14 protein-coding genes and 1 pseudogene are annotated in these 21,822 nt (G+C 73.9%); 9 read left to right on the forward strand and 6 right to left on the reverse strand.

The genetic code is table 11. The features are described from left to right. Positions 1 to 142 precede the first annotated feature (142 nt). On the forward strand, positions 143 to 1,267 hold the full coding sequence (locus B073_RS0129175; RefSeq protein WP_018541624.1) for an alpha/beta hydrolase: 1,125 nt from the start codon (positions 143 to 145) through the stop codon (positions 1,265 to 1,267). 47 nt (positions 1,268 to 1,314) lie between these two features. Here the strand turns inward: B073_RS0129175 and B073_RS49410 are convergent. Further along, a pseudogene (locus B073_RS49410) lies at positions 1,315 to 1,680 on the reverse strand (C40 family peptidase); the annotation flags it as partial. A 769-nt stretch (positions 1,681 to 2,449) separates the two neighbouring features. On the opposite strand from B073_RS49410, the gene B073_RS0129185 reads away from it, so the two are divergent. Continuing rightward, positions 2,450 to 2,803 (forward strand): hypothetical protein, encoded by a 354-nt coding sequence (locus B073_RS0129185; RefSeq protein ID WP_018541626.1) that lies wholly within the window; start codon positions 2,450 to 2,452, stop codon positions 2,801 to 2,803. 67 nt (positions 2,804 to 2,870) lie between these two features. Here the strand turns inward: B073_RS0129185 and B073_RS0129190 are convergent, their stop codons facing one another. Further along, positions 2,871 to 4,001 carry a C40 family peptidase gene (locus B073_RS0129190; RefSeq protein ID WP_018541627.1) on the reverse strand — a complete coding sequence of 377 codons (1,131 nt, stop codon included), beginning with the start codon at positions 3,999 to 4,001 and terminating at the stop codon, positions 2,871 to 2,873. Between the two features lie 456 nt (positions 4,002 to 4,457). Here B073_RS0129190 and pcrA point away from each other — a divergent pair, with 456 nt between their 5' ends. After that, positions 4,458 to 6,992, forward strand: a complete 2,535-nt coding sequence (pcrA, locus tag B073_RS0129195; RefSeq protein WP_018541628.1) for a DNA helicase PcrA — start codon at positions 4,458 to 4,460, stop codon at positions 6,990 to 6,992. A 103-nt stretch (positions 6,993 to 7,095) separates the two neighbouring features. Here the strand turns inward: pcrA and B073_RS0129200 are convergent, their stop codons facing one another. Continuing rightward, positions 7,096 to 8,826, reverse strand: coding sequence for a M23 family metallopeptidase (locus tag B073_RS0129200; RefSeq protein ID WP_018541629.1), 1,731 nt, complete (start codon positions 8,824 to 8,826; stop codon positions 7,096 to 7,098). Positions 8,827 to 9,121: 295 nt separating this feature from the next. Then, positions 9,122 to 9,928: an esterase/lipase family protein gene (locus B073_RS0129205; RefSeq protein WP_026247836.1), complete on the reverse strand. Its 807-nt coding sequence runs from the start codon at positions 9,926 to 9,928 to the stop codon at positions 9,122 to 9,124. Positions 9,929 to 10,334: 406 nt separating this feature from the next. Between B073_RS0129205 and B073_RS0129210 the strand changes: the two genes are divergently transcribed. Beyond that, positions 10,335 to 10,745: a cobalamin B12-binding domain-containing protein gene (locus B073_RS0129210; protein WP_026247837.1), complete on the forward strand. Its 411-nt coding sequence runs from the start codon at positions 10,335 to 10,337 to the stop codon at positions 10,743 to 10,745. Between the two features lie 158 nt (positions 10,746 to 10,903). Here B073_RS0129210 and B073_RS0129215 read toward each other — a convergent pair whose 3' ends face one another. Both B073_RS0129215 and B073_RS41445 read right to left on the reverse strand, forming a co-directional pair. Continuing rightward, a complete protein-coding gene (locus tag B073_RS0129215) occupies positions 10,904 to 12,643 on the reverse strand; it encodes a DUF5691 domain-containing protein (protein WP_234025193.1) in 1,740 nt (579 codons plus the stop codon). A 234-nt stretch (positions 12,644 to 12,877) separates the two neighbouring features. Then, entirely contained in the window at positions 12,878 to 13,972 is a 1,095-nt protein-coding gene (locus B073_RS41445) for a hypothetical protein (protein WP_018541633.1), read from the reverse strand. A 259-nt stretch (positions 13,973 to 14,231) separates the two neighbouring features. Here B073_RS41445 and B073_RS0129225 point away from each other — a divergent pair, with 259 nt between their 5' ends. The 5 genes from B073_RS0129225 to B073_RS0129250 all read left to right on the forward strand — a co-directional run bounded on the left by B073_RS0129225 (position 14,232) and on the right by B073_RS0129250 (position 21,518). Next, entirely contained in the window at positions 14,232 to 15,359 is a 1,128-nt protein-coding gene (locus B073_RS0129225) for an ATP-binding protein (protein WP_018541634.1), read from the forward strand. After that, positions 15,356 to 18,094: a DUF5682 family protein gene (locus B073_RS41450; protein ID WP_063740915.1), complete on the forward strand. Its 2,739-nt coding sequence runs from the start codon at positions 15,356 to 15,358 to the stop codon at positions 18,092 to 18,094. Before B073_RS0129225 ends, B073_RS41450 begins: the two co-directional genes overlap by 4 nt. Further along, on the forward strand, positions 18,091 to 19,287 hold the full coding sequence (locus B073_RS0129235) for a VWA domain-containing protein (RefSeq protein ID WP_018541636.1): 1,197 nt from the start codon (positions 18,091 to 18,093) through the stop codon (positions 19,285 to 19,287). The genes B073_RS41450 and B073_RS0129235 overlap by 4 nt, the downstream gene beginning before the upstream one ends. A gap of 134 nt (positions 19,288 to 19,421) precedes the next feature. Continuing rightward, positions 19,422 to 20,312, forward strand: a complete 891-nt coding sequence (locus B073_RS0129240; RefSeq protein ID WP_158690245.1) for a hypothetical protein — start codon at positions 19,422 to 19,424, stop codon at positions 20,310 to 20,312. A 90-nt stretch (positions 20,313 to 20,402) separates the two neighbouring features. Next, a complete protein-coding gene (locus B073_RS0129250; RefSeq protein WP_018541638.1) occupies positions 20,403 to 21,518 on the forward strand; it encodes a hypothetical protein in 1,116 nt (371 codons plus the stop codon). Positions 21,519 to 21,822 lie beyond the last annotated feature (304 nt).

Genomic DNA, 21,822 nt, shown 5'->3' on the forward strand with positions numbered 1-21,822 from the left:
GGGGGCGCGTAAAGAAGGCCCCAAGCCGGGCAACCAGGATCGCGTGGATCGCCATCTAAGGGCGCGGAGAGGCTCGCTGCCGAAGGCGGGGCCGGAACCACGCCCACGCCCCACGCGCATACGTCCTGGAGACGAGATCCCGATGAGCCTGACGGGTACGCCTTTCTTCCTCTTCTCGATCCTGCTGTTGATCGTCGCCGTCGTGCTGCCGTTCGCCCTGTGGGGCAAGGTGGCCGGACCGCCCCTGCTGCGGGGCCTGTCACGGCTGCTGATGCTGTTGTTCGCGCAGGTCACCGCCATCACGGTGGTCTTCGTCATGGTCAACAACGCCAACAACCTCTACGACAGCTGGGGCGACCTGCTCGGCACCGGCGGCCACATCGACCAGGCCCGGAACCTCGGCCCGGACGGCCTGGGCGGCAAGAACCTCAAGGACCAGCCGAAGGTGCTCCAGCACTTCCGGCCGGCCGACGACCCGGTGCTGGGCGCCGGCGTCCAGATGACCGACCTCAAGGGCCAGATCTCCGGCGTCAACGGCGAGGTGTACGTCTGGCTGCCGCCGCAGTACAACGACCCCGCCTACAAGAACAAGAAGTTCCCGGTGGTCGAGCTGCTGCCCGGCTACCCCGGGTCCGCCAAGTCCTGGTTCGGCTCGCTCAAGGCCAACGAGCAGCTCGGGTCGCTGATGCAGAGCGGGGCGGTCAAGCCGTTCATCCTGGTGGCGCCGCGCACCAACGTCCTGCCCAACGCCGACAGCGGGTGCGTCAACCTCCCCGGCCAGGTCAACGCCGACAGCTGGCTGACCGTCGACGTCCGCCAGATGGTGATCGACAACTTCCGGGCCGGCGACAAGCCGGACTCGTGGGGCCTGGCCGGCTACTCGGCGGGCGCGCACTGCGCCACCAAACTGGCGCTGGCCCACCCGGACCGGTACCGCGCCGCGGTCGGTATGTCCGGCTACAACGACCCGGCGATAGAACGCGACTCGCTCGCCGGCAAGGACCCCAAGCTGCGCGTCGAGACCAACCCGCTGCACATCCTCAAGTCCGCCAACGCGGCCGGGAAGCCGCCCCGCACCGCGCTGTACATCTCGGGCGCGAGCGGCGACGGCTACCAGGCCGGAACGGGCCTGAAGGAGCTGGCGAAGAAGCCGACGACGGTGACCGTCGAGCAGATCTCGTCCGGCGCGGGCGGACACACCGTGCCGGTGTGGAAGCGCCAAGTGCCCGAGATCTTCCGCTGGTTCGGGCTGTTCCTGCGGGCCTGACCGGCCGGCCCTCCGGTGGATCGGGCGGGCCCGGGGCGGTGGTCGTGCTACGCGGGGCGGGTGGCGCCCGCGAACGGCAGTTGGTCGAGTGGGGCGATCTGGACGGGCACTCCCGGGTGCGGGGCGTGGATCATCTCGCCGCCGCCGATGTAGAGGCCCACGTGGCTGATGCCGGAGTAGAAGAACACCAGGTCCCCCGGGGCGAGATGGGGCCAGGTGACGCGGGCGCCGGAGGTGATCTGGGTGTAGGTGGTCCGGGGCAGGGTGACGCCGGCGGCCTTCCAGGCGGCCAGGGTCAGCCCGGAGCAGTCGTACGCGGCCGGGCCGGTCGCGCCCCAGGCGTAGGGCTTGCCGAGAGCGGCGTGGGCGAAGGCCACGGCCTGGGCAGCACGCTCACCGGGCGCCGGGGCGGGCAGCGCAGACGGCGCCGGTGCGGCCACGGTCGCGGCCGACTCCGGAATGCGTGGGGCGGAGCACTCGGCGGCGTACGGGGCGGCAGCGGCCTGTTCCGGGGGGCGGGAGCCTGACGGCTCCAGGGCGCGGGAGCCTGGCTGCCCCGGACCGAGGGAGCCGGCCTGCCCCGACCCGCCGGAGCCAGGCTGCTCCGGCCCGCGGGGGCCGGACCGTCCCCCGGCGTGGGGCCCGGCCTGTTCCGGCAGCCCTGGGGCGGTGGGATCCGGTGGGCGGTCCGTGGTGGTCGTGGGGCGGCTGCCGACTCGGCGGACGCTGCCGAGGCGGCGGGCCCAGCCCGCCACCGCGGTCGCCTGGTGGCTGCCCGTGCGCTCCAGCACCGTGGCGCCGTCCAGATAGCGCTGCGGGTCCGCGACGAGGAGCAGCCCGCTGCGGGTGCTGCGCCCGGTACGGGCCAGGGCCGGCGGCGGTACGAGCGGCGGCCGCTCACCGGCCGTGTGGTGCGACGCCATGGCGGCCGTCACTTCCTTCCCTGCGGGGCGAAGGCGACCGGCGGGGTGCGGGCCCGGTCGTCTGAAGGAGGAAGCTAAGCCCGGGGTCACACAGAAGAACCCCCTTGCCCGGCATTGCCCGTTTCCGACCGCGTGCGACGCGGGGACGAACGGCCCTCCGACCGGGACGGGGCCGAGGGGCGGCGGGCCCTGACCGAAGCGGGCATCGCGGGCGCCCTGCCGGAAAGGGCATGCTATGGGGCGGATACGATCCAGCACTATGGACGTAGTAATCAATGTCTTCGTCGCCCTGCACATCATCGGCATCGCCTCCCTCCTGGGCGGCTTCCTGACCCAGATGAAGGCGATGGGCGCGGGCACCGCCCGCTTCGTGCCGGCGATGCTGCACGGCGCGCTGACGATGCTGGTCACCGGCATCGTGCTGGTCGGCCTGAACCAGATGCAGGGCAACTCGCTCAACAACATCAAGATCGGCATCAAGATGGCCGTCCTGGTGGTGATCCTGGCGCTGGTCTACGTCAAGCGCGACGAGGAGAAGCTCCCCAAGCCGGTCTTCGGCGCGGTCGGCGGGCTCACCACGCTCAACATCTTCCTCGCGGTGCTCTGGACCTGAGCCCCACGGGCCACGGGCGCCCGCCCCGCCGGTGCTTCCCGCGCGGGACGCGCGCCCGTTACGCCGGCTACCCGGGCCGAACGCTCCCGTAGATCGGCATGAAGTAGATCGACTCCACCCGGACGCTGGCGCCCGGGTGCGGCGCGTGGATCATCTTGCCGCTGCCTATGTACATCCCGACGTGGCTGATGTCGTTGAAGAAGAACACCAGGTCACCGGGCTGGAGTTGATCGGTGGAGACCCGGGAGCCGGTCTTGACCTGGTCCCAGGTGGTGCGCGGCAGATCGACCCCGGCCGCCTTCCATGCGGCCTGCGTCAGGCCCGAGCAGTCGTAGGAGCTGGGCCCGGTGGCGCCCCAGACGTACGGCTTGCCCATCTGGGCGCGGGCGAAGGCGAGCGCCTTCTCGGCCTTGGTGGAGTAGGTGCCGCCGTCGGACGTGCCGCCGCCGGAGTCCTGGCCGGTGCCGCCGCCGGGCTGCTGCCGCCGCTTCTCGGCCTCCTTCCGGGCCTGCTCGGCGGCCTTTTGCTGGGCCTCCTGCTCCTTCTTCCGCTCCAGTTCGGCCAGCCGCGCCTTCTCCTGGGCGGTCAGCCGGGACAGCAGCTGCCGGGCCTCGGCCAGTTTGGCCTGAACGTTTCGCTTGGACTCCTTCAGGGACGCCTGCGACTCCTGGAGGCCCTCCAGGCTGTGGGTCGCCTCCGTCCGCTGGCGGGCGGCGGCCGCGGCCTGCTCCTGGTAGTCGGTGATCGCCTGCTTCTGCCGCCCGGTGAGCTGCTGCATCAGGTGGTTGCGGTCGACGAACTGCTGCGGGTCCCTGGCCAGCATCAGCTGGGCGGTCGGGCTGATCCCGCCGGTCTGGTACTGCGCCGACGCGAACGCGCCCAGCCGGCGCCGGGACTCGTTCATCTTGTCCGCGCGCCGGGCCGCCTCGTCGAGCAGGCGGTCCACGGTGCGCTGCTGGCCGTCCGCCTTCTCCTTGGCGGCGTTGTACTTCTGGGTGGCCACCTCGGCCTGCTGGTACAGGTCGTCGACCTGCTGCTTGACCTCCTCGATGGACGGCTGCGGCGCCTTGGGGGCGGCGTTCGCGGTCTGCGAGAGCAGCGTGACCGAGGCCAGGGCGGCCGTGGTGAGCCCGGCCGCCGTACGACGGCCGCCGGGCGTGGCGAGTATGGGGGTGCGCGGCTTGCGGTGGGACGCCAAGGCCGGCGACTCCTTCCGTGGACCGCCTACCGGGTTGCGATGGGGGTACCCCCGGCCCGTTCAGGGCTGGGGGAGGGTTCGGGCGGTGTGCTGACGGAAGGCTGGCCCTACGACCGGTGCGTCCGCCTGGCGACGGCCGCACCGGTCGATTCACCCCGGTGGTGCGTGTGGGTCCCCGGCTCCGGGTGCCTGACGGCAGGCCCGGACTCGGCGGGGCGGCCCGTGCGAACGCTGTCGTCCGCTGGGACGGCGGGCTGCCCGAGCGAGACCGTAGCCAACTCGTGTGGCTCCTGTGAAGGCCGGTGTTCGATATGCCCGAAACCTTTTTGTGACCTGAATGTGAGCGGCCCCAGGTTTGAGCACGGCCGCACACGGTCGCGCCCCGCCCGATGCCGTACCGGCCAATCCACCACTCCGCAACACCTTGTCAGTGCGGCGGCCTAGACTCGGTGGGCGATGAGCAGCCTCTTTGACGACAGCTTCCTGGCGGATCTCGGCCCTCCGGACGAGGAGCCCCCGCCGCCTCCCGAGGACGAGCACGGCCCGGCCCCGGAGGAGATGCCCGCCGACCTCTTCGGCGGGAGGTTCGACGCGCCCGCGCCCAGGGAGCCGTACTACCGCGACGGCGCCGCCCGCCCGGCGATCGACCCGGCGGCGCTCCTGGAGGGGCTCAACGACCAGCAGAAGGCCGCCGTGGTCCACAGCGGCGGCCCGCTGCTGATCGTCGCCGGCGCCGGCTCCGGCAAGACCCGGGTGCTCACCCACCGCATCGCCCACCTGCTCGCCGAGCGCCACGTCCACCCCGGCCAGATCCTCGCGATCACCTTCACCAACAAGGCCGCGGGCGAGATGAAGGAGCGCGTCGAGCAGCTGGTCGGCCCGCGCGCCCACGCCATGTGGGTCTCCACCTTCCACAGCGCCTGCGTGCGCATCCTGCGCCGCGAGTCCAAGAAGCTCGGCTTCACCTCCGCCTTCTCGATCTACGACGCGGCCGACTCCAAGCGCCTGATGGCCCTGGTCTGCCGCGATCTCGATCTGGACCCCAAGCGCTTCCCGCCCAAGTCCTTCAGCGCGAAGATCTCCAACCTCAAGAACGAGCTCATCGACGAGGAGACCTTCGCCGGCACGGCCGCTGGGGGCACCTCCCAGACGGAGTCTGGGGGAGGCTTCGAGAAGACCCTGGCCCAGGCGTACGCGATGTACCAGGCCCGGCTGCGCGAGGCCAACGCCCTGGACTTCGACGACATCATCATGACGACGGTCCATCTGCTCCAGGCGTTCCCGGACGTCGCCGAGCACTACCGCCGCCGCTTCCGCCACGTCCTCGTCGACGAGTACCAGGACACCAACCACGCCCAGTACACCCTCGTCCGCGAGCTCGTCGGCCCCGGCACCGACGAGACGCCCGCCGCCGAACTGTGCGTCGTCGGCGACGCGGACCAGTCGATCTACGCCTTCCGCGGCGCCACGATCCGCAACATCCTCCAGTTCGAGGAGGACTATCCGGACGCCACCACGATCCTGCTGGAGCAGAACTACCGCTCCTCGCAGACGATCCTCTCCGCCGCCAACGCCGTCATCGAGCGCAACGAGAACCGCCGCCCCAAGAACCTCTGGACGGACGCCGGCGCCGGCGCCAGGATCACCGGCTATGTCGCCGACACCGAGCACGACGAGGCCCAGTTCGTCGCCGACGAGATCGACCGGCTCACCGACGCCGGCGACGCCAAGGCCGGCGACGTCGCGGTCTTCTACCGCACCAACGCCCAGTCCCGCGTCTTCGAGGAGATCTTCATCCGGGTCGGGCTGCCCTACAAGGTCGTCGGCGGCGTGCGCTTCTACGAGCGCAAAGAGGTCCGCGACATCCTCGCCTACCTCCGGGTGCTCGCCAACCCCGAGGACGCCGTCCCGCTGCGCCGCATCCTCAACGTCCCCAAGCGCGGCATCGGCGACCGCGCCGAGGCGATGATCGAGGCCCTGGCGCTGCGCGAGAAGATCACCTTCCCGCAGGCGCTGCGCCGGGTCGACGAGGCGTACGGCATGGCCGCCCGCTCCGCCAACGCCGTCAAGCGGTTCAACGTCCTGATGGAGGAGCTGCGCACGATCGTGGAGTCCGGGGCCGGCCCCGCCACGGTCCTGGAGGCCGTCATGGAGCGCACCGGCTATCTCGCCGAACTCCAGGCGTCCACCGACCCCCAGGACGAGACCCGGATCGAGAACCTCCAGGAACTCGCCTCCGTGGCCCTGGAGTTCGAGCAGGAGCGCGGTGCGGGCGCGGCGCCGGAGGCCGCCGCCGCGGGCCCCGGTACGCTCGCCGAGTTCCTGGAGCAGGTCGCCCTGGTCGCCGACTCCGACCAGATCCCCGACGAGGACGACGACGGCACGGGGGTCATCACCCTCATGACCCTGCACACCGCCAAGGGCCTGGAGTTCCCGGTCGTCTTCCTGACCGGCATGGAGGACGGCGTCTTCCCGCACATGCGGGCGCTCGGCCAGACCAAGGAGCTGGAGGAGGAGCGCCGGCTCGCCTACGTCGGCATCACCCGCGCCCGCGAGCGCCTCTACGTCACCCGCTCGACGATGCGCAGCGCCTGGGGCCAGCCCTCGTACAACCCGGCCTCCCGTTTCCTGGAGGAGATCCCGGACGAGTACGTGGACTGGAAGCGCACCGGCCCCGCGACGCCGTCCGCGTCCATGGGCGGCCTGTCGTCGTCGCGCGGTTCCGCCGGCGGGGGAGGCATCGGCGGCGGGATCGGGGCCTCGCTGTCGTCGGCGCGGGCCAAGGGGCCGAGCGGCTTCGCGACCCGGCGCGCCGCCGACCGTCCGGTGGTCTCGCTGGCCGTCGGCGACCGCGTCACCCACGACAGCTTCGGGCTGGGCACCGTCGTCGGCGTCAAGGGCAGCGGGGACAACGCCGAGGCGACCATCGACTTCGGTGGCGAGAAGCCCAAGCGCCTGCTGCTGCGCTACGCGCCGGTGGAGAAGCTCTAGTTCCCTCCCTCGCCGAGCGGAAAGCGCCCGGGGCCCGCCGCGGTGTGCGGCGGGCCCCGGGCGCTTCTTCCCCGCGCTCAGCGGCGCGCGGGCCCGTACGGGCTCAGTACGGGTTGAGGTCGTGGGCGCGGAGCCACGGTATCGGGTCGACCGCCGCGCCGCCGCCGGGTCTCACCTCGAAGTGCAGATGCGGGCCGGTGGAGTTGCCGGAGTTGCCGGAGTAGGCGATGGTCTCGCCGGCCTTGACCGAACCGGAGCGGATCTTGGTGCTGCTCAGGTGGCAGTACCAGGTCTCGGTGCCGTCGGGCGCGGTCACGATCGCCATGTTGCCGTAGGCGGAGTTCCACTGGGTGTGGACGGTGCCGTCGGTGGCCGACATGACCGGGGTGCCGTAGCTGACCGGGAAGTCGATGCCGGTGTGCACCGACATCCAGTTCACCCCGGCCTGGCCGAAGAGCGCGCTCAGGCCGTGCTGGGTGACCGGCAGGACGAACTTGGGGCGCGCCGCCTCCTTGCGGGCCGCCTCCTCCGCCTTGCGCTTGCGCTCCAGATCCTGCCGCTCCTTGAGGTCCAGCCGCTCCTGGGTGCGGCTGGCCCGCTCGCGGAAGTCCTGGGCGCTGGCGCTGAGTCCGGCCAGCTGGCTGTCCAGCTTCTTGTTGGCCGCCGTCGCCTGCTTCACGGCACCGGCGTCCGGCGCCGCCTGGGCCGTCGCGGTGTCCTTCTCGTCCCCGCCGAACTGGCCGACCGAGGCCGCGGCCGCCGCGCAGACACCCATCGCGGCGACCGAGGGCACCGCGACGGTCAGCAGCGCCGAGCGCTTGGCCTGGCGCCGCCGGCCGCGGTTGCCGCCGCGGACGCTCTTGCCCGCCGCGGGACCGCTGACCGGCACGGGGGTGGCGTCCTCGTCCGGGACGGCGGCGACCGGCATCGCCTGGGTCATCGCCTCGGCGATCGACGCGGCGCCGGTGCCCGAGGGATCGGTGGCTGAGGGGTCGGTGGCCTCGCCCTCGGAGGACCGCGCGGCCTCGGCGGTCTCGGCGGGCCCGGTGGCGAACGACGCGAGGGGCGCGTCCCACAGGACGGTGTCGTCGGCCGCGACGGTGTCGTCCGCGGGCGGGCCCGCCTGGGCCGGGATACCGGGGGCCGGGGCGGACGGCGAGGCGGTGGGGCCGGCGTAGTCCGCGTAGTCCGTGGTCGACCAGACCGCGGTGGCCTCGTAGCCGATCGGCTCCTGGACGGCGGTGGCGGCGGCCGCGAAGGCGGCGGTGTCGTAGGCCGCGGCGCCGTAGCCGGTGTCGTAGGAGGCGGTGTCGTGGGCGGCGGGGGCGTAACCGCCGGCGGGGTAACTGCCCGTGTCGTAGCCGCCGGTGAGGGCGTCCCCGTAGGTGGCGCCGGTGCCGTGGGCGGCGTACGCGCCGTTGTCGAAGCCGCCGGTGCCGTAGCCGCTGCCGCCGCCCTGGGGCGCGGAGTCGAAGCCTCCGGCGGGCCCGTAGGCCGCGGTGTCGTACCCGGCGTCATACGGGGTGGCGGTGGTGTCCGTGCCGTAGCCGGGGGTGTCGTAGGCGGTGTGTGCGTACGGGTCGTAGCCGGCGTTTCCGTAGGCGGCGGTGTGGTACCCGGTGTCGTATCCGGCGGTGGGGTAACTGCCCGTTCCGTAGGCGTCGGTGGGGTGGTGGGCCGCCGGGTGGGCGCCGGTGTCGTAGGCGCCGTGGTCGTAGCCGCCGGGGTGCGAACCGAAGAGGGGGTCACCGTCGCCGTATGCCGGGTGTGCATAGGAGGCATCGGAAGCGGGGGCGGTCGGAAGCTGAGCCCCCGACGAGTGACGGTCGTCCACCAACTTCTCTTTCGCCTCGGCTGCAGGAGAATTAGCGGCGACTGTACCCGGCGGTACGCGACGGCGACAATCTTCCCGAACTTTCGGGCCCGGCGACGCCGGGCAATTGGCCGCCTTTCGCCGGCGCGCATACGCGTTTTTGGCGGCTCGTTCGAAGTCCGTTCGGGGAAAGAAGTCCGTTTGGGGAAAGGGGAGGTCGGGAGGCGGGGGGAGAAGCGGCCGGAGTGGCCGCGCGGGGAGTGGGGAGGGTGCTGGGCGGTCCGCCCGGCGGCAGGGCGGTCGCTCGGGTCGCCCCTCAGGCGACCGATATCGCTCCGCGGGCGGAGGCGGCCGCTTCGGTGGACGTCAGTGCCTCCCGTACACCGGCCGCCACGGTGGCGTTGACCGGCAGCGCGAGGTGGCCGACGCCGATGACCCGGACGTTCTCCGCCATCAGGTCCGGGTGGTCGATCCGGGCGGTGGTGGCGGGCACCATCACCTGGTCCTCCTGACTCCAGAACGCCACGAAACGCGTCCGGCAGCGCGGCGCCGGCAACGCCAACTCCGCGATGACCGGGGAATCCGGGCGCATTTGCCGGACGATCGGATGCGCCGACATCAGGGGCGCGACCCGGGTGCCGGAGTGCGGGGTGCCCAGCGTGACCAGCGTCCGGACGCGGGCGTCGCCGCCACGCCGCTGCACGTAATAGCGGGCGATCAGGCCGCCGAGGCTGTGGCCGACGATGTCCACCCGGCGGTGGCCGGTCCGGGCGCAGAACTCCTCCACATGGCGGCCCAGCAGTTCGGCGGCCCGGCGCAGATCGCAGGTCAGCGGGGAGTAGTTGAGCGCCTCGACATGGCGCCAGCCGTGCCGGTGCAGGGAGCGGCGCAGCAGGACGAAGACCGAGCGGTTGTCCACGAAGCCGTGGAGCAGCAGGACCGGCGGGTGGGCGCGGCCCTCGGTGGGCAGGCGGGCCGGGGCGCCGGCCGAGGAAGGTAGGGGCAGGGGTTGCTCCTGGGCGATGCCCGTGGGATAGAGGAGGAGATGGGCGGCGAGCACGCCCATCTCCATGAGCGTCGTACGGAAGAGAAGGGGTGCGGAGAGAACAGGCAGAGCCCCCATGGCCGACCTCCCGAACGGCATGCGGGAGGCGGCGACGACCCCCGAATGCCCTTGTGGGAAACCGTGAGCGGCGATCGCGATGCGGCGGCCCCGCGCCGACCCGGCTGCGGCTCCCCGGACGCCCGGCCCGTGTGTGTGGCGCCGGCCGTCCCTGGCGGCGGCTGACACGCGGAGCGCGGCGCGTGGCGAATGTGTCCCATGTGTGATTTCCCCCTCGCCGGATGTCACGAAACGACTGCGTACGGGATGCTGTAGATAACGTTCGTTCACGCTCGTGGCCGCCGGATCGCGGTGGCGCGATCGGATGTCGGCTCGGCGGCACCGCCCTGGCGGTGTCGCGCATGGCTTGGAGGCAGGGATGAGTGTGGCGCGGCAGGACGGGGCGCAGTCGGAGGGCCAGGGAGCGGTGGGCCGGTCGGGGCCGATCCGGGTCGTCGTCGCCAAGCCGGGGCTCGACGGGCACGACCGGGGGGCCAAGGTCATCGCCCGGGCGCTGCGGGACGCCGGTATGGAGGTGATCTACACCGGGCTGCACCAGACCCCGGAGCAGATCGTCGACACCGCGATCCAGGAGGACGCCGACGCCATCGGGCTGTCCATCCTCTCCGGAGCCCACAACACCCTCTTCGCGAAGGTGCTCGCCCTCCTGGAGGAGCGGGACGCAACGGACATCAAGGTCTTCGGCGGCGGCATCATCCCGGAGGCGGACATCGCGCCGCTGAAGGAGCAGGGTGTCGCGGAGATCTTCACGCCGGGGGCGACCACCGCCTCGATCGTGGCGTGGGTCAACGCGAACGTGCGCCCGCTGGCTGTCTGAGGGGACCGCATCCGACGGCCCCCATGACGGCTCGCATGACGGTCCGTACGGCGGCTCGTGTGTGACGGTGGTCGGGTCCGTCCCCGGGGGCGGCTCCGGCCGCCGTCGTCGGAGCGGGCCCGCCGTCCTGGCGCACGGGCGGTGGGCGGCCGCGGGGATCATGACGGCTCCCCGGCGAGCTCGGCGTGCATGGTGGCGCGCAGACGGAGCGTGCCGACCAGGCGCTGGAACGCCTCGGACCAGTAGCCGCCGGAGCCCGGGGAGGCGCCCTCGGGCTCGTCCGTGACCGCCGTGAGCATCTCCAGCCGGTCGGCCGCCGCCGGATCCAGGCAGCGCTCGGCCAGGCCCATCACCCCGCTGAAGCTCCATGGATAGCTGCCCGCGTCCCGGGCGATGTCCAGCGCGTCGACCACTGCCCGGCCCAGCGGGTCGGACCATGGGACCGCACAGACGCCCAGCATCCGGAAGGCGTCCGCCAGGCCGTGGACGGCGATGAACTCGGCTACCCACGACGCCCGTTCACCGCCCGGGAGGACCGTCAGCAGCTTCGTCAGATCCCGGGACGAACCGGCCGGTGCCGGCGAACCGGCCGGTGCCGGCTCGCCCGCGGCCTGGCCGGGATCGCCGGGCGCGCCCAGCAGCGCCCGGGCCCACTCCGGGTGCCGCTGACGCACCGCGGCGCGGCACCAGGCGTCGTGCAGCTCCGTCCGCCAGTCGCCCGCCACCGGGAGCGCGACGATCTCCGCCGGGCTGCGGCCACCCAGGTGAGCGGGCCAGCGGTCCAGTGGCGTCGCCTCCACCAACTGGCCGAGCCACCAGGCGCGTTCGCCCCGACCGGAGGGCGGCTTCGGTGCGACGCCGTCCCGCTGCATCCCGGCGTCGCAGACGCGCGGCGGATCGAGGACGAGGACCTCGCCGGGGGCCGGCTCCTCCGGGCCAGGGGCGGCCAGGCGGACGCAGGCCAGGCTGCGTTCGGCCATCCGGGCGGCGAGTGCGGAGCCGGGCAGGGCGGAGAGCAGCTCCGCGGCGGTGGTGCGGACATTGCGGCTGCGGTCGGACAACGCCTGCTCCAGGAACGGCTCGTCGGCCGGCGTCAGGCAGGCGCCGAGCGAGTCCAGGAACAGCAGGCGGTCCTCGGCGCGCTCGGTCGCCCACGTGGCGGCCAGCAGCTCCAGCCCGGCCCGCGGGTCGCGCCGGCGCACCGACGTCAGCAGCGCGACCCGCTCCGCGAACAGCCCCTCCTCCCACAGCTGTCGCACCGCCTCGGAGGAGTCCGCGCCCGGCAGCGACAGCGGGCCGCCGATGCCGCGGAGCGCGAACCTCCAGTCGGCGTTGAGCCGCGCCAGCCACAGGCCGCGGGGGCCGGCCAGGGCGAGCGCGGCGGACCGCAGATCCGTACGGGACCGGGCGGCGTCCAGCAGCGCGGGCAGCAGTGCCTCGGGGGCGCGGTAGCCGCGCTCGTCGGCCGCTGACAGCCACTGGGGCAGCAGTTCGGTGAGATCGGGGTCCGTGCCGCGCCGGCCGCCGGAGCCCGGATCGCGATCGGCGAGCAGCAGCGCGAGCCGGCGCCGGGCGGCCGGCGGCAGCGGCGGGCGCGGGTCGACGGGGGCCGGCGCGGGCCGTTCACCGGCGGGGGCGGGGCGCAGCGCGGAGCGCCGCCGCACGGTGCTCACCGCCGCCGCGTCCAGCAGCGCCGCCGCGGGGCTCTGCCCGGCCCGGACGGCCACCGGCGGGGTACGCCGGGCGACACCGAGGAGCGCGGCGCTCACCAGGTCGGACCAGGGGGCCGGGGTAGCGGCGGGGACATTGGAGGCGTCGGGGGCGTCGAGGGCTGGGGACGCGGTGGGTGTGGTGTAAGTGGTGGAAGTGGCGGTTGGCGTAGGTGTGTTGGGTGTCATCGGTGTGTTGGATGTCGTCGATGTGTGGAGTGTCGTCGGTGTGTCGGGTGTCGTGGATGTGTGGAGTGTCGTCGGTGTGTCGGGTGTCGTGGATGTGGTTGGCATGCCCTGCCTCCGGGGAGGGTGGTGCGCGGACGGGGCCTGGCGCGCCGGGGGTGCCGGCGCGGCGAGCGGTGGGCGAGGGGCGGTGGGGCGGCGCTGCCGGTGGTGGGCCGCTGTGCGGCACGCCGCGGCTCACAGGGGCAGTGGCACCGGCGAGGGGTCCCAGGCCGTCAGTGGCAGGAAGCCCCGATGGCCGCAGGTGCCGAAGACCGTGACCGGTGCGCCGCCCGATATGGCCGCCAGCTGCCACAGAGCCGTACGGCCCAGGCAGCGCGGGTCCAGGGGGAGCGCGGACTCGCCGTCGGAGTCGGCCAGTTGCCAGCCGCGGCCCTCCCCGTCCGGTATGGGCGTGACGTCCGTGAGCACCACCGGCCAGGAGTCCAGCCACGGGTCGTCGCGCAGCGCGTGGCCGTATGCGGCCAGCGCGGCGTCGATGCCGCAGCCGGGCGGGACCGGTCCCGGGACCGCAGGGGAGTGGCGCTCGCCGAGGGCGACGCGCAGCGGCCGGGCCCCCGGGTAGTAGGCCAGGTCGGCGTCGAGCAGCAGACCGGGTGGCAGGGCCACCTCCAGGGGGCGGTGCGGGCCGCCGAAGGAAAGGTGCAGTGCCATCCGGCCGGTCCGCTCGCCGCGGAGGAAGATCCGGCGGCTGGTCAACGCGCCCTCCTCGCCGTCCTGTTGGGCGAGGACGAGCCAGCGGTCCCGGATCGTCACCGAGTCCGGGTCGGACAGGACGTCCGCGGCCTCCGTGGTCAGGCCGACCCGGGCGCGGACCGTCGCCGCCAGCGGCACCGGGAGGCGTTCGAGCCCCAGGAACGCCTGGTCGAGAAGGTGCAGCAGGGCGCACTCCTCCAGCAGACGGGACGGCCAGTCCGGGCCGGAGGAGGCGAGGACGGCCAACTCCCTTGCTCGGGAGGCGAGCCCGGGCGCCTGGGCATCGACCATGCGGGCGGCGGTCTCCTCCCAGGAGTCCGGCCCGGCCGAGCCACCGGTCCCGTCCACGCCCGTCGGGGAGGCGGCGCCGGTGGCGCGGCCGCTCGCCGCGAGACCGGAGTGCAGGAGATCCTCCAGCCGCTGCTCCAACTCCGTGGCTCCGGCGCCGATTCGCTGCCTGCGGCGGGCCGCGCGCCGGCGGGCCGCGTCGAGCTTTCCGTCCGTGGCGCGCGGGCCCCCGTCAGGTGCCGGCGCGAGCACCTCGTCCGTCGTCCTGCGTTCTTCCTGCAGATTCATCCGATCCCCCTGCGGACTTCCGTCGAACCGCTGTCGAACCTGTCGAACCCCTGTCGAACCTCTGCCGCCGAACCGCTGCGGATTCGCTGTCTTCGACGCTACGACGCGCCACTGACAATCGCCCTCCGTCGACGCCAACTCCGCAGGTCGGAGCCGGTTTTAGCGGGATTGTCAGTGGTCTGGTGCAGGCTTGGAACCGCAAGCGGCCGGCGGGTTCCGCGCGGGGTGCCGGCCGCACATCGTGCGACGAGGGGGAAGCATGAGCGAGAACGGCAACACGACGAAGGGCCGGGCGCGCCCCGCGGCCGGGGACGTACTGCGACCGCACGCCGAAGTCGCCTTCGCGAAGGAGCTGGCGGCGCTCGCGGCCGCCGACGACCGGCCCCGGCCGGAGCGCTGGCGGCTCTCACCATGGGCGGTCGCGACGTATCTGCTCGGCGGCACGCTCGCCGACGGCACGGTCATCACACCCAAGTACGTCGGCCCGCGGCGGATCATCGAGGTCGCGGTGACGACCCTCGCCACCGACCGCGCACTGCTGCTGCTCGGCGTGCCCGGCACCGCCAAGACCTGGGTCTCGGAGCACCTCGCGGCGGCGGTCAGCGGCGACTCCACCCTGCTGGTCCAGGGCACCGCCGGCACCCCGGAAGAGGCGATCCGCTACGGCTGGAACTACGCCCAGCTGCTCGCCCACGGCCCCACCCCCGACGCCCTGGTGCCCGGCCCCGTGATGCGGGCGATGGCGCAGGGCATGACCGCGCGGGTGGAGGAGCTGACCCGGATCCCGGCCGATGTCCAGGATGCCCTGATCACCGTCCTGTCGGAGAAGACCCTGCCGATACCGGAGCTGGGCCAGGAGGTGCAGGCCGTCCGCGGTTTCAACCTGATCGCCACGGCCAACGACCGCGACCGCGGGGTCAACGACCTCTCCAGCGCGCTGCGCCGCCGCTTCAACACCGTCGTGCTGCCGCTGCCCGCCACACCGGAGGAGGAGGTGGACATCGTCACGCGACGCGTCGAGCAGATCGGGCGCTCACTCCAACTCCCTCCGGCGCCCCGGGGGATGGACGAGATCCGCCGGGTGGTCACGGTCTTCCGCGAGCTGCGGGACGGCGTCACGACCGACGGCCGTACCAAGCTCAAGTCGCCGACGGGCACGCTCTCCACGGCCGAGGCGATCTCGGTGGTCACCAACGGCCTCGCTCTGGCCACCCACTTCGGGGACGGCGTGCTGCGCCCAGGGGACATGGCCGTCGGCATCCTCGGTGCGGTGGTCCGCGATCCGGCCGCCGACCGCGTCGTCTGGCAGGAATACCTGGAAAGCGTGGTGCGCGAGCGCGACGGCTGGAAGGACTTCTACCGCGCCTGCCGGGAGGTGGGCGTATGACCGGCGGAAACGGAGCGTCGGGGCCGGTGTTGCTGGGGGTGCGGCACCACGGTCCGGGCTCGGCACGGGCGGTGCGGGCCGCGCTGGAGGAGTGCGCACCCCGCGCGGTGCTGATCGAGGGGCCACCGGAGGCGGACGCCCTGGTGCCGCTGGCCGCCCGCCCGGAGATGCGGCCGCCGGTCGCCCTGCTGGCGCACGCCGTGGACGACCCGGGCCGCGCGGCGTTCTGGCCCCTGGCCGCCTTCTCCCCGGAGTGGGTGGCCCTGCGCTGGGCACTGGAGCACGACGTTCCGGTGCGCTTCATCGACCTTCCGGCGGCGCACACGCTGGCGATGCCGGCGGGGGAGGCGATGCCGGACGGTGGGGCGATGCCGGACGGTGAGGCGGTACCGGACGGTAAGGCGATGCCGGACCGGGTGGCGGTACCGAATGGGGAGACGGTGCCCGGTGCGGAGGCGGGTCCCGGCGAGCAGGCCGAGGACGCGAAAGGTGGAGAGCCGCGGGCCGCGCGGCTGGACCCGCTGCGGGTGCTCGCCGAAGCCGCCGGGCACGACGATCCCGAGCGCTGGTGGGAGGACGCGGTCGAGCACCGCGCCGAGCCCGGGTCTGGCGCGGATGCGCTGGCTCCGTTCGCCGCGCTCGCCGAGGCCATGGGGGAGTTGCGTGCGGCGTACGGCGAAGGCGGAGACCACCGCGACGCGCTCCGGGAGGCCCATATGCGGCTCCGACTCCGGGCCGCGCGGCGTGAGTTCGGCGATCGGGTCGCGGTCGTCTGCGGGGCCTGGCACGTCCCCGCACTGGCCCTCCCGGACGGGCGGCGGCAGCGCACCGGCCCTCACACCACGGCGGCCGCCGACCGGCAGCTCCTCAAGGGCCTGCCGAAGGTCAGGACGGCACTGACCTGGGTGCCGTGGACCCACCGGCGGCTCGCCCGACGCAGCGGTTACGGCGCCGGCATCGCCTCACCCGGCTGGTACGGCCACCTCTTCGAAGCCGCCGACCGTCCCGTAGAACGTTGGCTGACCAAGGCCGCCCGACTGCTCCGCGAAGAGGATTACCCCGTCTCGTCCGCGCATGTCATCGAGGCGGTGCGGCTCGCCGAGGGGCTCGCCGCGGTCCGCGGCCGCCCGCTGCCCGGCCTTTCCGAACTCGACGACGCCGTCCGCGCCGTGATGGGCGACGGCTCCGACGTGCCCGCCGCACTGATCCGCGACCGCCTGGTGGTCGGCGACGTCCTGGGCCGGGTCCCCGAAGACGCCCCGGCAGTCCCTCTCCAACGGAATCTCGACCGCTGCCGGCGGTCCCTGCGGCTTAAGGCCGAAGCGGCCGAGCGGGAGCTGGAGTTGGACCTCCGCAAGGAGACCGACGCCGGTCGCAGCAGGCTGCTGCACCGCTTGCGGCTGCTCGGCATCCCCTGGGGCGAGCCGGTCCGTTCCCGGGGCAGTACCGGTACCTTCCGGGAGACCTGGCGGTTGCGCTGGGAGCCGGAGCTGTCGGTGCGGGTCGCGGAGGCCGGCATCTGGGGCACGACCGTGCTCGCGGCAGCCACCGCCAAGGCTGCCGCCGACGCCGCGGAGGCCGGCACGCTCGCCGAGGTGACCGCGCTCGCCGAGCGCTGTCTGCTCGCCGGGCTGCCCGACGCCCTGCCCGTGGTCATGCGGGCACTGGCGGACCGTGCGGCCCTCGACGCCGATGTCGGCCACCTCGCCCAGGCCCTGCCCGCCCTGGTCCGCTCGGTGCGCTACGGGGATGTCCGCGGCACCGACGCCGCCGGGCTCCGCGAGGTGGCGCTGGGCCTGGCCGGCCGGATCTTCGTCGGCCTGCCCCCGGCCTGTGCGGGCCTCGACGCCGACGGAGCGGCCGAGATGCGCGGCCACCTCGACACCACCCACCAGGCCGTCGGCCTCCTCGGACAGGTCGCGGAGCAGAACGACGAGAACGATGAAAGCGACGAGAACGATGAATGCGACGGCAGCGACGACAGCGACGACAACGACGAGAACGGCGGGGCACCGGACCGGACGACGACCGGCGAGGCCCCGCCCGCGCCCCTACGGGAGCGCTGGGCGGCGGTGCTCCGGGCGCTCGCCGAACGGGAGGCCGTCCCCGGGCTGCTCCGCGGACAAGCCACCCGATTGCTGCTGGACGACGGACGACTGTCCGGCGAGGGCGCGGAGCGGCTGATGGCACTCGCCCTCTCGCCCGGCACCCCGCCCGCCGACGCCGCAGGCTGGATCGAGGGATTCGTGGGCGGCCCGGACGGCGGTTTGCTGCTGGTCCACGACGAGCGGCTGCTGGCACTGGTGGACGCCTGGCTGACGCGGGTACCGGACGCCGCGTTCACCGACGTCCTGCCGCTGCTGCGGCGCACGTTCGCCGCGTACGACACCGGAGTCCGGCGCACCCTCGGCGAGCTGGTCCGCCGCGGCCCGGCCGACGCCTCCCGCCACCCCGGCGGCGCCCCCCCGGAGCCGGCGGCGCCCGGCTTCGGCCCCGGCCTGGACCGCGACCGCGCCGCCGCCGTCCTCCCCACCCTCCGCCTCCTGCTGGGAATACCCGAGCACGGCTACGAAGACGTGGAGGAAGAGGCCGGAGAAGAGGCCGGCGCAGAAGCAGGCGAAGGAGTCGGCGCGCACAGCAGGCGCGGCGGCGCCATCGGGGAGGGCACGGCCGCCACGGGCAAGGCGACCGACCCGCGACACAGGACCAACGAGCTGACGGGGGCGAGGAGATGACGAGCACGACCGAACGGGACCCGGAGCGGCTGCGACGGTGGCGGCTGGTGCTGGGCGGGGCGGCCGGAGCGGACGGCACCGGCTGCCAACTGCGCGGCAGGGACGCCGCGATGGACGGGGCGCTGGAGGCCCTCTACGGACAGCAGCGGCAGCACCGGCGGCCGGGCCGTGGCGCACGGGACGACGGCGGGACCCGGGCCGCCGGGCTCGGCGCGTCGGCACCCCAGGTCGCCCGCTGGCTCGGTGACATCCGCACCTACTTCCCGTCGTCCGTGGTGCAGGTGCTGCAGCGGGACGCCATCGACCGCCTGGGACTGTCCGAGCTGCTGCTCGAACCGGAGATGCTGGAGGCCGTCGAGGCCGACGTCCACCTCGTGGGCACCCTGCTCTCACTGAACAAGGTGATGCCGGAGACCACCAGGGAGACCGCCCGGGCCGTCGTCCGCAAGGTCGTCGCGGAGCTGGAGCAGCGGTTGGCCACCCGCACCCGGGCCACGCTCACCGGGGCGCTGGACCGCACCGCCCGGACCAGCCGCCCGCGGCACCGCGCCATCGACTGGGACCGCACCATCCGCGCCAACCTCCGGCACTACCTCCCGGAACACCGCACCGTCGTCCCCGAGCGGCTCATCGGATACGGCCGCGCCGCACGGTCGGCGACGAAGGACGTGGTGCTCTGCATCGACCAGTCCGGGTCGATGGCCGCCTCCGTGGTGTACGCCTCGGTGTTCGGGGCGGTCCTGGCCTCGATGCGGGCCCTCGACACCCGGCTGGTCGTCTTCGACACCGCCGTCACCGACCTGACGGACCACCTGGACGACCCGGTGGAGCTGCTGTTCGGCACCCAGCTCGGCGGCGGTACGGACATCAACCGGGCGCTGGCGTACTGCCAGTCGCGGATCCACCGCCCCGCCGACACCGTCGTCGTCCTCATCAGCGACCTCTACGAGGGCGGGATACGCGGCGAGATGCTCAAGCGGGTCGCCGCGATGAAGGCGTCCGGCGTGCAGTTCGTGACCCTGCTCGCGCTGTCCGACGAAGGAGCGCCCGTCTATGACCGGGAGCACGCCGCGGCCCTCGCGGCCCTGGGGGCACCGGCGTTCGCCTGTACACCCGACCGGTTCCCGGAGGTGATGGCGGCCGCACTGGAAAAGAGGCCGCTGCCCATACCGGACATGGCGGAGCAACGGTGACAGGAAACCCGGGGGGACTTGCGTGGCACCTGGCGTGTCGTGCAAGGATCAGGGCATCGCTCGATCACCCGTGACGGGTGCGACACCGAGGCATTGCGCCCGGCTGTCCCCGTCCGTATGGGAAGGTCCCCTCCTTGTCCGCTGTGTTCGCCCTGCCTGCCGCCGTGCGCCTGCCGCGCACCGTGGCCGTACGGCGCGCACTGCTGGCGGGGCTCTTCCTGATCGGCTTCGTCCTCCTCGGCATCGCCTTCGGCACCGGCGCACACGCCGCCGACCGCACGCCCGCCGACGGCCACCCGGCCGCACCCGCGCTGACCGGGGCCCAGGCCCCGGAGGGCGCCACCGCCACCCGTCACACCGGCCGACTGCCGGAGTCCGGGGCCGCGTTGGCGCACCAGGGCCGGGCGGCAGACGCCGGAATCGCCCGTGGGACCGACACCGCGGCGGCCACCGTCGAGGGCGCGGTGCGCCCCGTCGAGCGGGCCGCCGCACCGGTCACCGGACGGCTCACCGGCCCGGTGGGCGAGGTGACCGGCGTGGTCAAGGAGATCGGCGGGATCGGGGAGACGGTCGGCGGTGCGCTGCCCGTCCACCTCCCCGTCGGCACCCACCCGGGGCGGCCCGGCGACGGTGGCACGCCCGCGCACGGCGGGACGCTCGGCGGCGCCCCGGCGGGTCCGGGTGCCGCGCCGACCGGCGACGGTCCGGCCGCTTCGCACCTGTTCCGCCCGGCGCACTGCACTGACGCGCCGCAGCACCTGGCCGTCGCACGGCACCAGCACCGTCCCGGCGCGCTTTCGCAGCGCGACGCCGGTCGCCACGGCCTGCCGGGCCAGGGCCCGCAGGGTCCGGCCGCGCCGCCCGCGCACACCGCGGGCGACGGCCACGGTCCCCGCGGTGGGGACCAGCACGCCGCCGTTCCGGCGGACTCCCCGCGCTTCCGGCTGCTGCCGGGTGGCGTCCGTACGGCCGATGGCGCCCCGACGCGCCGACGGGCCGAAGAAATCCTCGAATTCCCCGGCTAGGGCAGACCGCTCCGCGTCCGAAGGACCTGCCGCGCGGGGGCGGCACAGGTCTGCCCGTTGAACCTCCCGAATTCGAAGGACACCACCACCATGCGCACCAACATCCGCCGTTCCATCGCCGTCGCCGCCACCGCCACCGGCCTGTGGGCCCTGGGTTCGGTCGCCGCCAATGCCGCGGAGCTGCCGGCCACGCCGGACCTGCCGGCCGTCGGCACCGTCACCGGTGCGGCCGGGCACCTGCCCACCGGCGCGGTCACCGGCACCGTCCAGAAGGCCGCCGGCACCGCCACCGCCACCGTGAACGGCCTGGCCGGCAAGGCGACCGGGGCCCTCGGCGGCGGTGGCGTGTCGGCCGACAAGCTGCCCACCGGTCGGCTTCCGCAGGTCGGCGGCGTCGTGGACGGCGTGCGCAAGCTCGTCGGCGGTGCCGGCCTGTCCGGCCTGAACACCGGTGACGTCCAGAAGGCCGTCGACACCAAGCAGGCCACGAAGGCCGTCAAGCAGGTCACCAAGGCCGCCGGCCACGCCGAGCTGGGCAAGGCCGGCAAGCTGGTGAACGGCAAGCTGCCGGCGGTCCCCGGCGTTCCCGCCGCCAAGCTGCCCGGCGGCCTGCCCAAGGGCCTGCCCGGCGTCCCCGCGCTGCCCAAGGTCCCCGGCCTGCCCAAGGCCCCGGGTTCCGCCGACAACCTGCTGGCCGGTCTCGCCGGTGCGGGGCTGCGCCCCGAGCAGCTGACCAAGCAGGCCCAGGGCGCCCTGGCCACCGCGCGTCCGGTCGTCGACCGCACCGCCGCCGACGTGCTGCCGCCGGTCGCCGGCCGCACGGTCGCCAAGGTCCTGCCGGTCGCCCAGGGCGCGGTCGGCAACGCGGGCGCGCTCGCCGGTGACGCCGCCGGCCACGCCACCCCGTTCGTGACCGTCGTCGGCGGCCGCGTCCAGGTCTTCGCGCAGGGTGCCCAGGGCCAGGCGGTGCCGTTCGCGCAGGGCGTCGCCGGTCAGGCCACCCTGCTCGCGCAGGGCGTGGGCGGCGACGCAGTGCCGTTCGCGCAGGGCCTGACCGGCGTCGTGGTGACGGACGCCAAGGGCACCGCGACCACCACCGTCGCCGGCGCCCAGGGCCTGGCCCCGGCCGTGCCCGCGCACGTCGCCGACCTGACCCACGTGGCCAACATCCCGGCGGTGCCCGCGCTCCCCGTGCAGGGCCTCTGATCCGTCCGGCGGACCGTACGGAGTGCACCGGCGGAACGGCCGCGGCGGCGGCCGGGAAACCGGGGCACGCGGGACGCCGGATGAGGCGGCCGGAGTGATGTGGGGATCGCTGCGCACCGCCCAGTGAAAGACGCCGGGTGGCCCTCTGTGGGGGAGGGCCACCCGGCTTTTTCGTGGGCGGGGGGCGGGGTTTCCCGTAGGGGGGAGGGGAACGGATTCCCTAGGGGGTGCGCGGCCCCCCTTCGGGGCCACAACGTGCTGGGGCAGGGGGCGTATTCCCAAGCCGGGAACGGGAGTTGCCGCC

Source organism: Streptomyces sp. MspMP-M5 (genome assembly GCF_000373585.1).
Classification (GTDB): Bacteria; Actinomycetota; Actinomycetes; order Streptomycetales; family Streptomycetaceae; genus Streptomyces.

Excerpts from the sequence above, each read along its gene's own strand:
- B073_RS0129175 (WP_018541624.1), top strand. The coding sequence starts at position 143 with ATGAGCCTGACGGGTACGCCTTTCTTCCTCTTCTCGATCCTGCTGTTG.
- B073_RS0129185 (WP_018541626.1), top strand. The coding sequence starts at position 2,450 with ATGGACGTAGTAATCAATGTCTTCGTCGCCCTGCACATCATCGGCATC.
- pcrA (WP_018541628.1), top strand. The coding sequence starts at position 4,458 with ATGAGCAGCCTCTTTGACGACAGCTTCCTGGCGGATCTCGGCCCTCCG.
- B073_RS0129205 (WP_026247836.1), bottom strand. The coding sequence starts at position 9,928 with ATGGGGGCTCTGCCTGTTCTCTCCGCACCCCTTCTCTTCCGTACGACG.
- B073_RS0129215 (WP_234025193.1), bottom strand. The coding sequence starts at position 12,643 with ATGACACCCAACACACCTACGCCAACCGCCACTTCCACCACTTACACC.
- B073_RS41445 (WP_018541633.1), bottom strand. The coding sequence starts at position 13,972 with ATGAATCTGCAGGAAGAACGCAGGACGACGGACGAGGTGCTCGCGCCG.
- B073_RS0129225 (WP_018541634.1), top strand. The coding sequence starts at position 14,232 with ATGAGCGAGAACGGCAACACGACGAAGGGCCGGGCGCGCCCCGCGGCC.
- B073_RS41450 (WP_063740915.1), top strand. The coding sequence starts at position 15,356 with ATGACCGGCGGAAACGGAGCGTCGGGGCCGGTGTTGCTGGGGGTGCGG.
- B073_RS0129235 (WP_018541636.1), top strand. The coding sequence starts at position 18,091 with ATGACGAGCACGACCGAACGGGACCCGGAGCGGCTGCGACGGTGGCGG.
- B073_RS0129250 (WP_018541638.1), top strand. The coding sequence starts at position 20,403 with ATGCGCACCAACATCCGCCGTTCCATCGCCGTCGCCGCCACCGCCACC.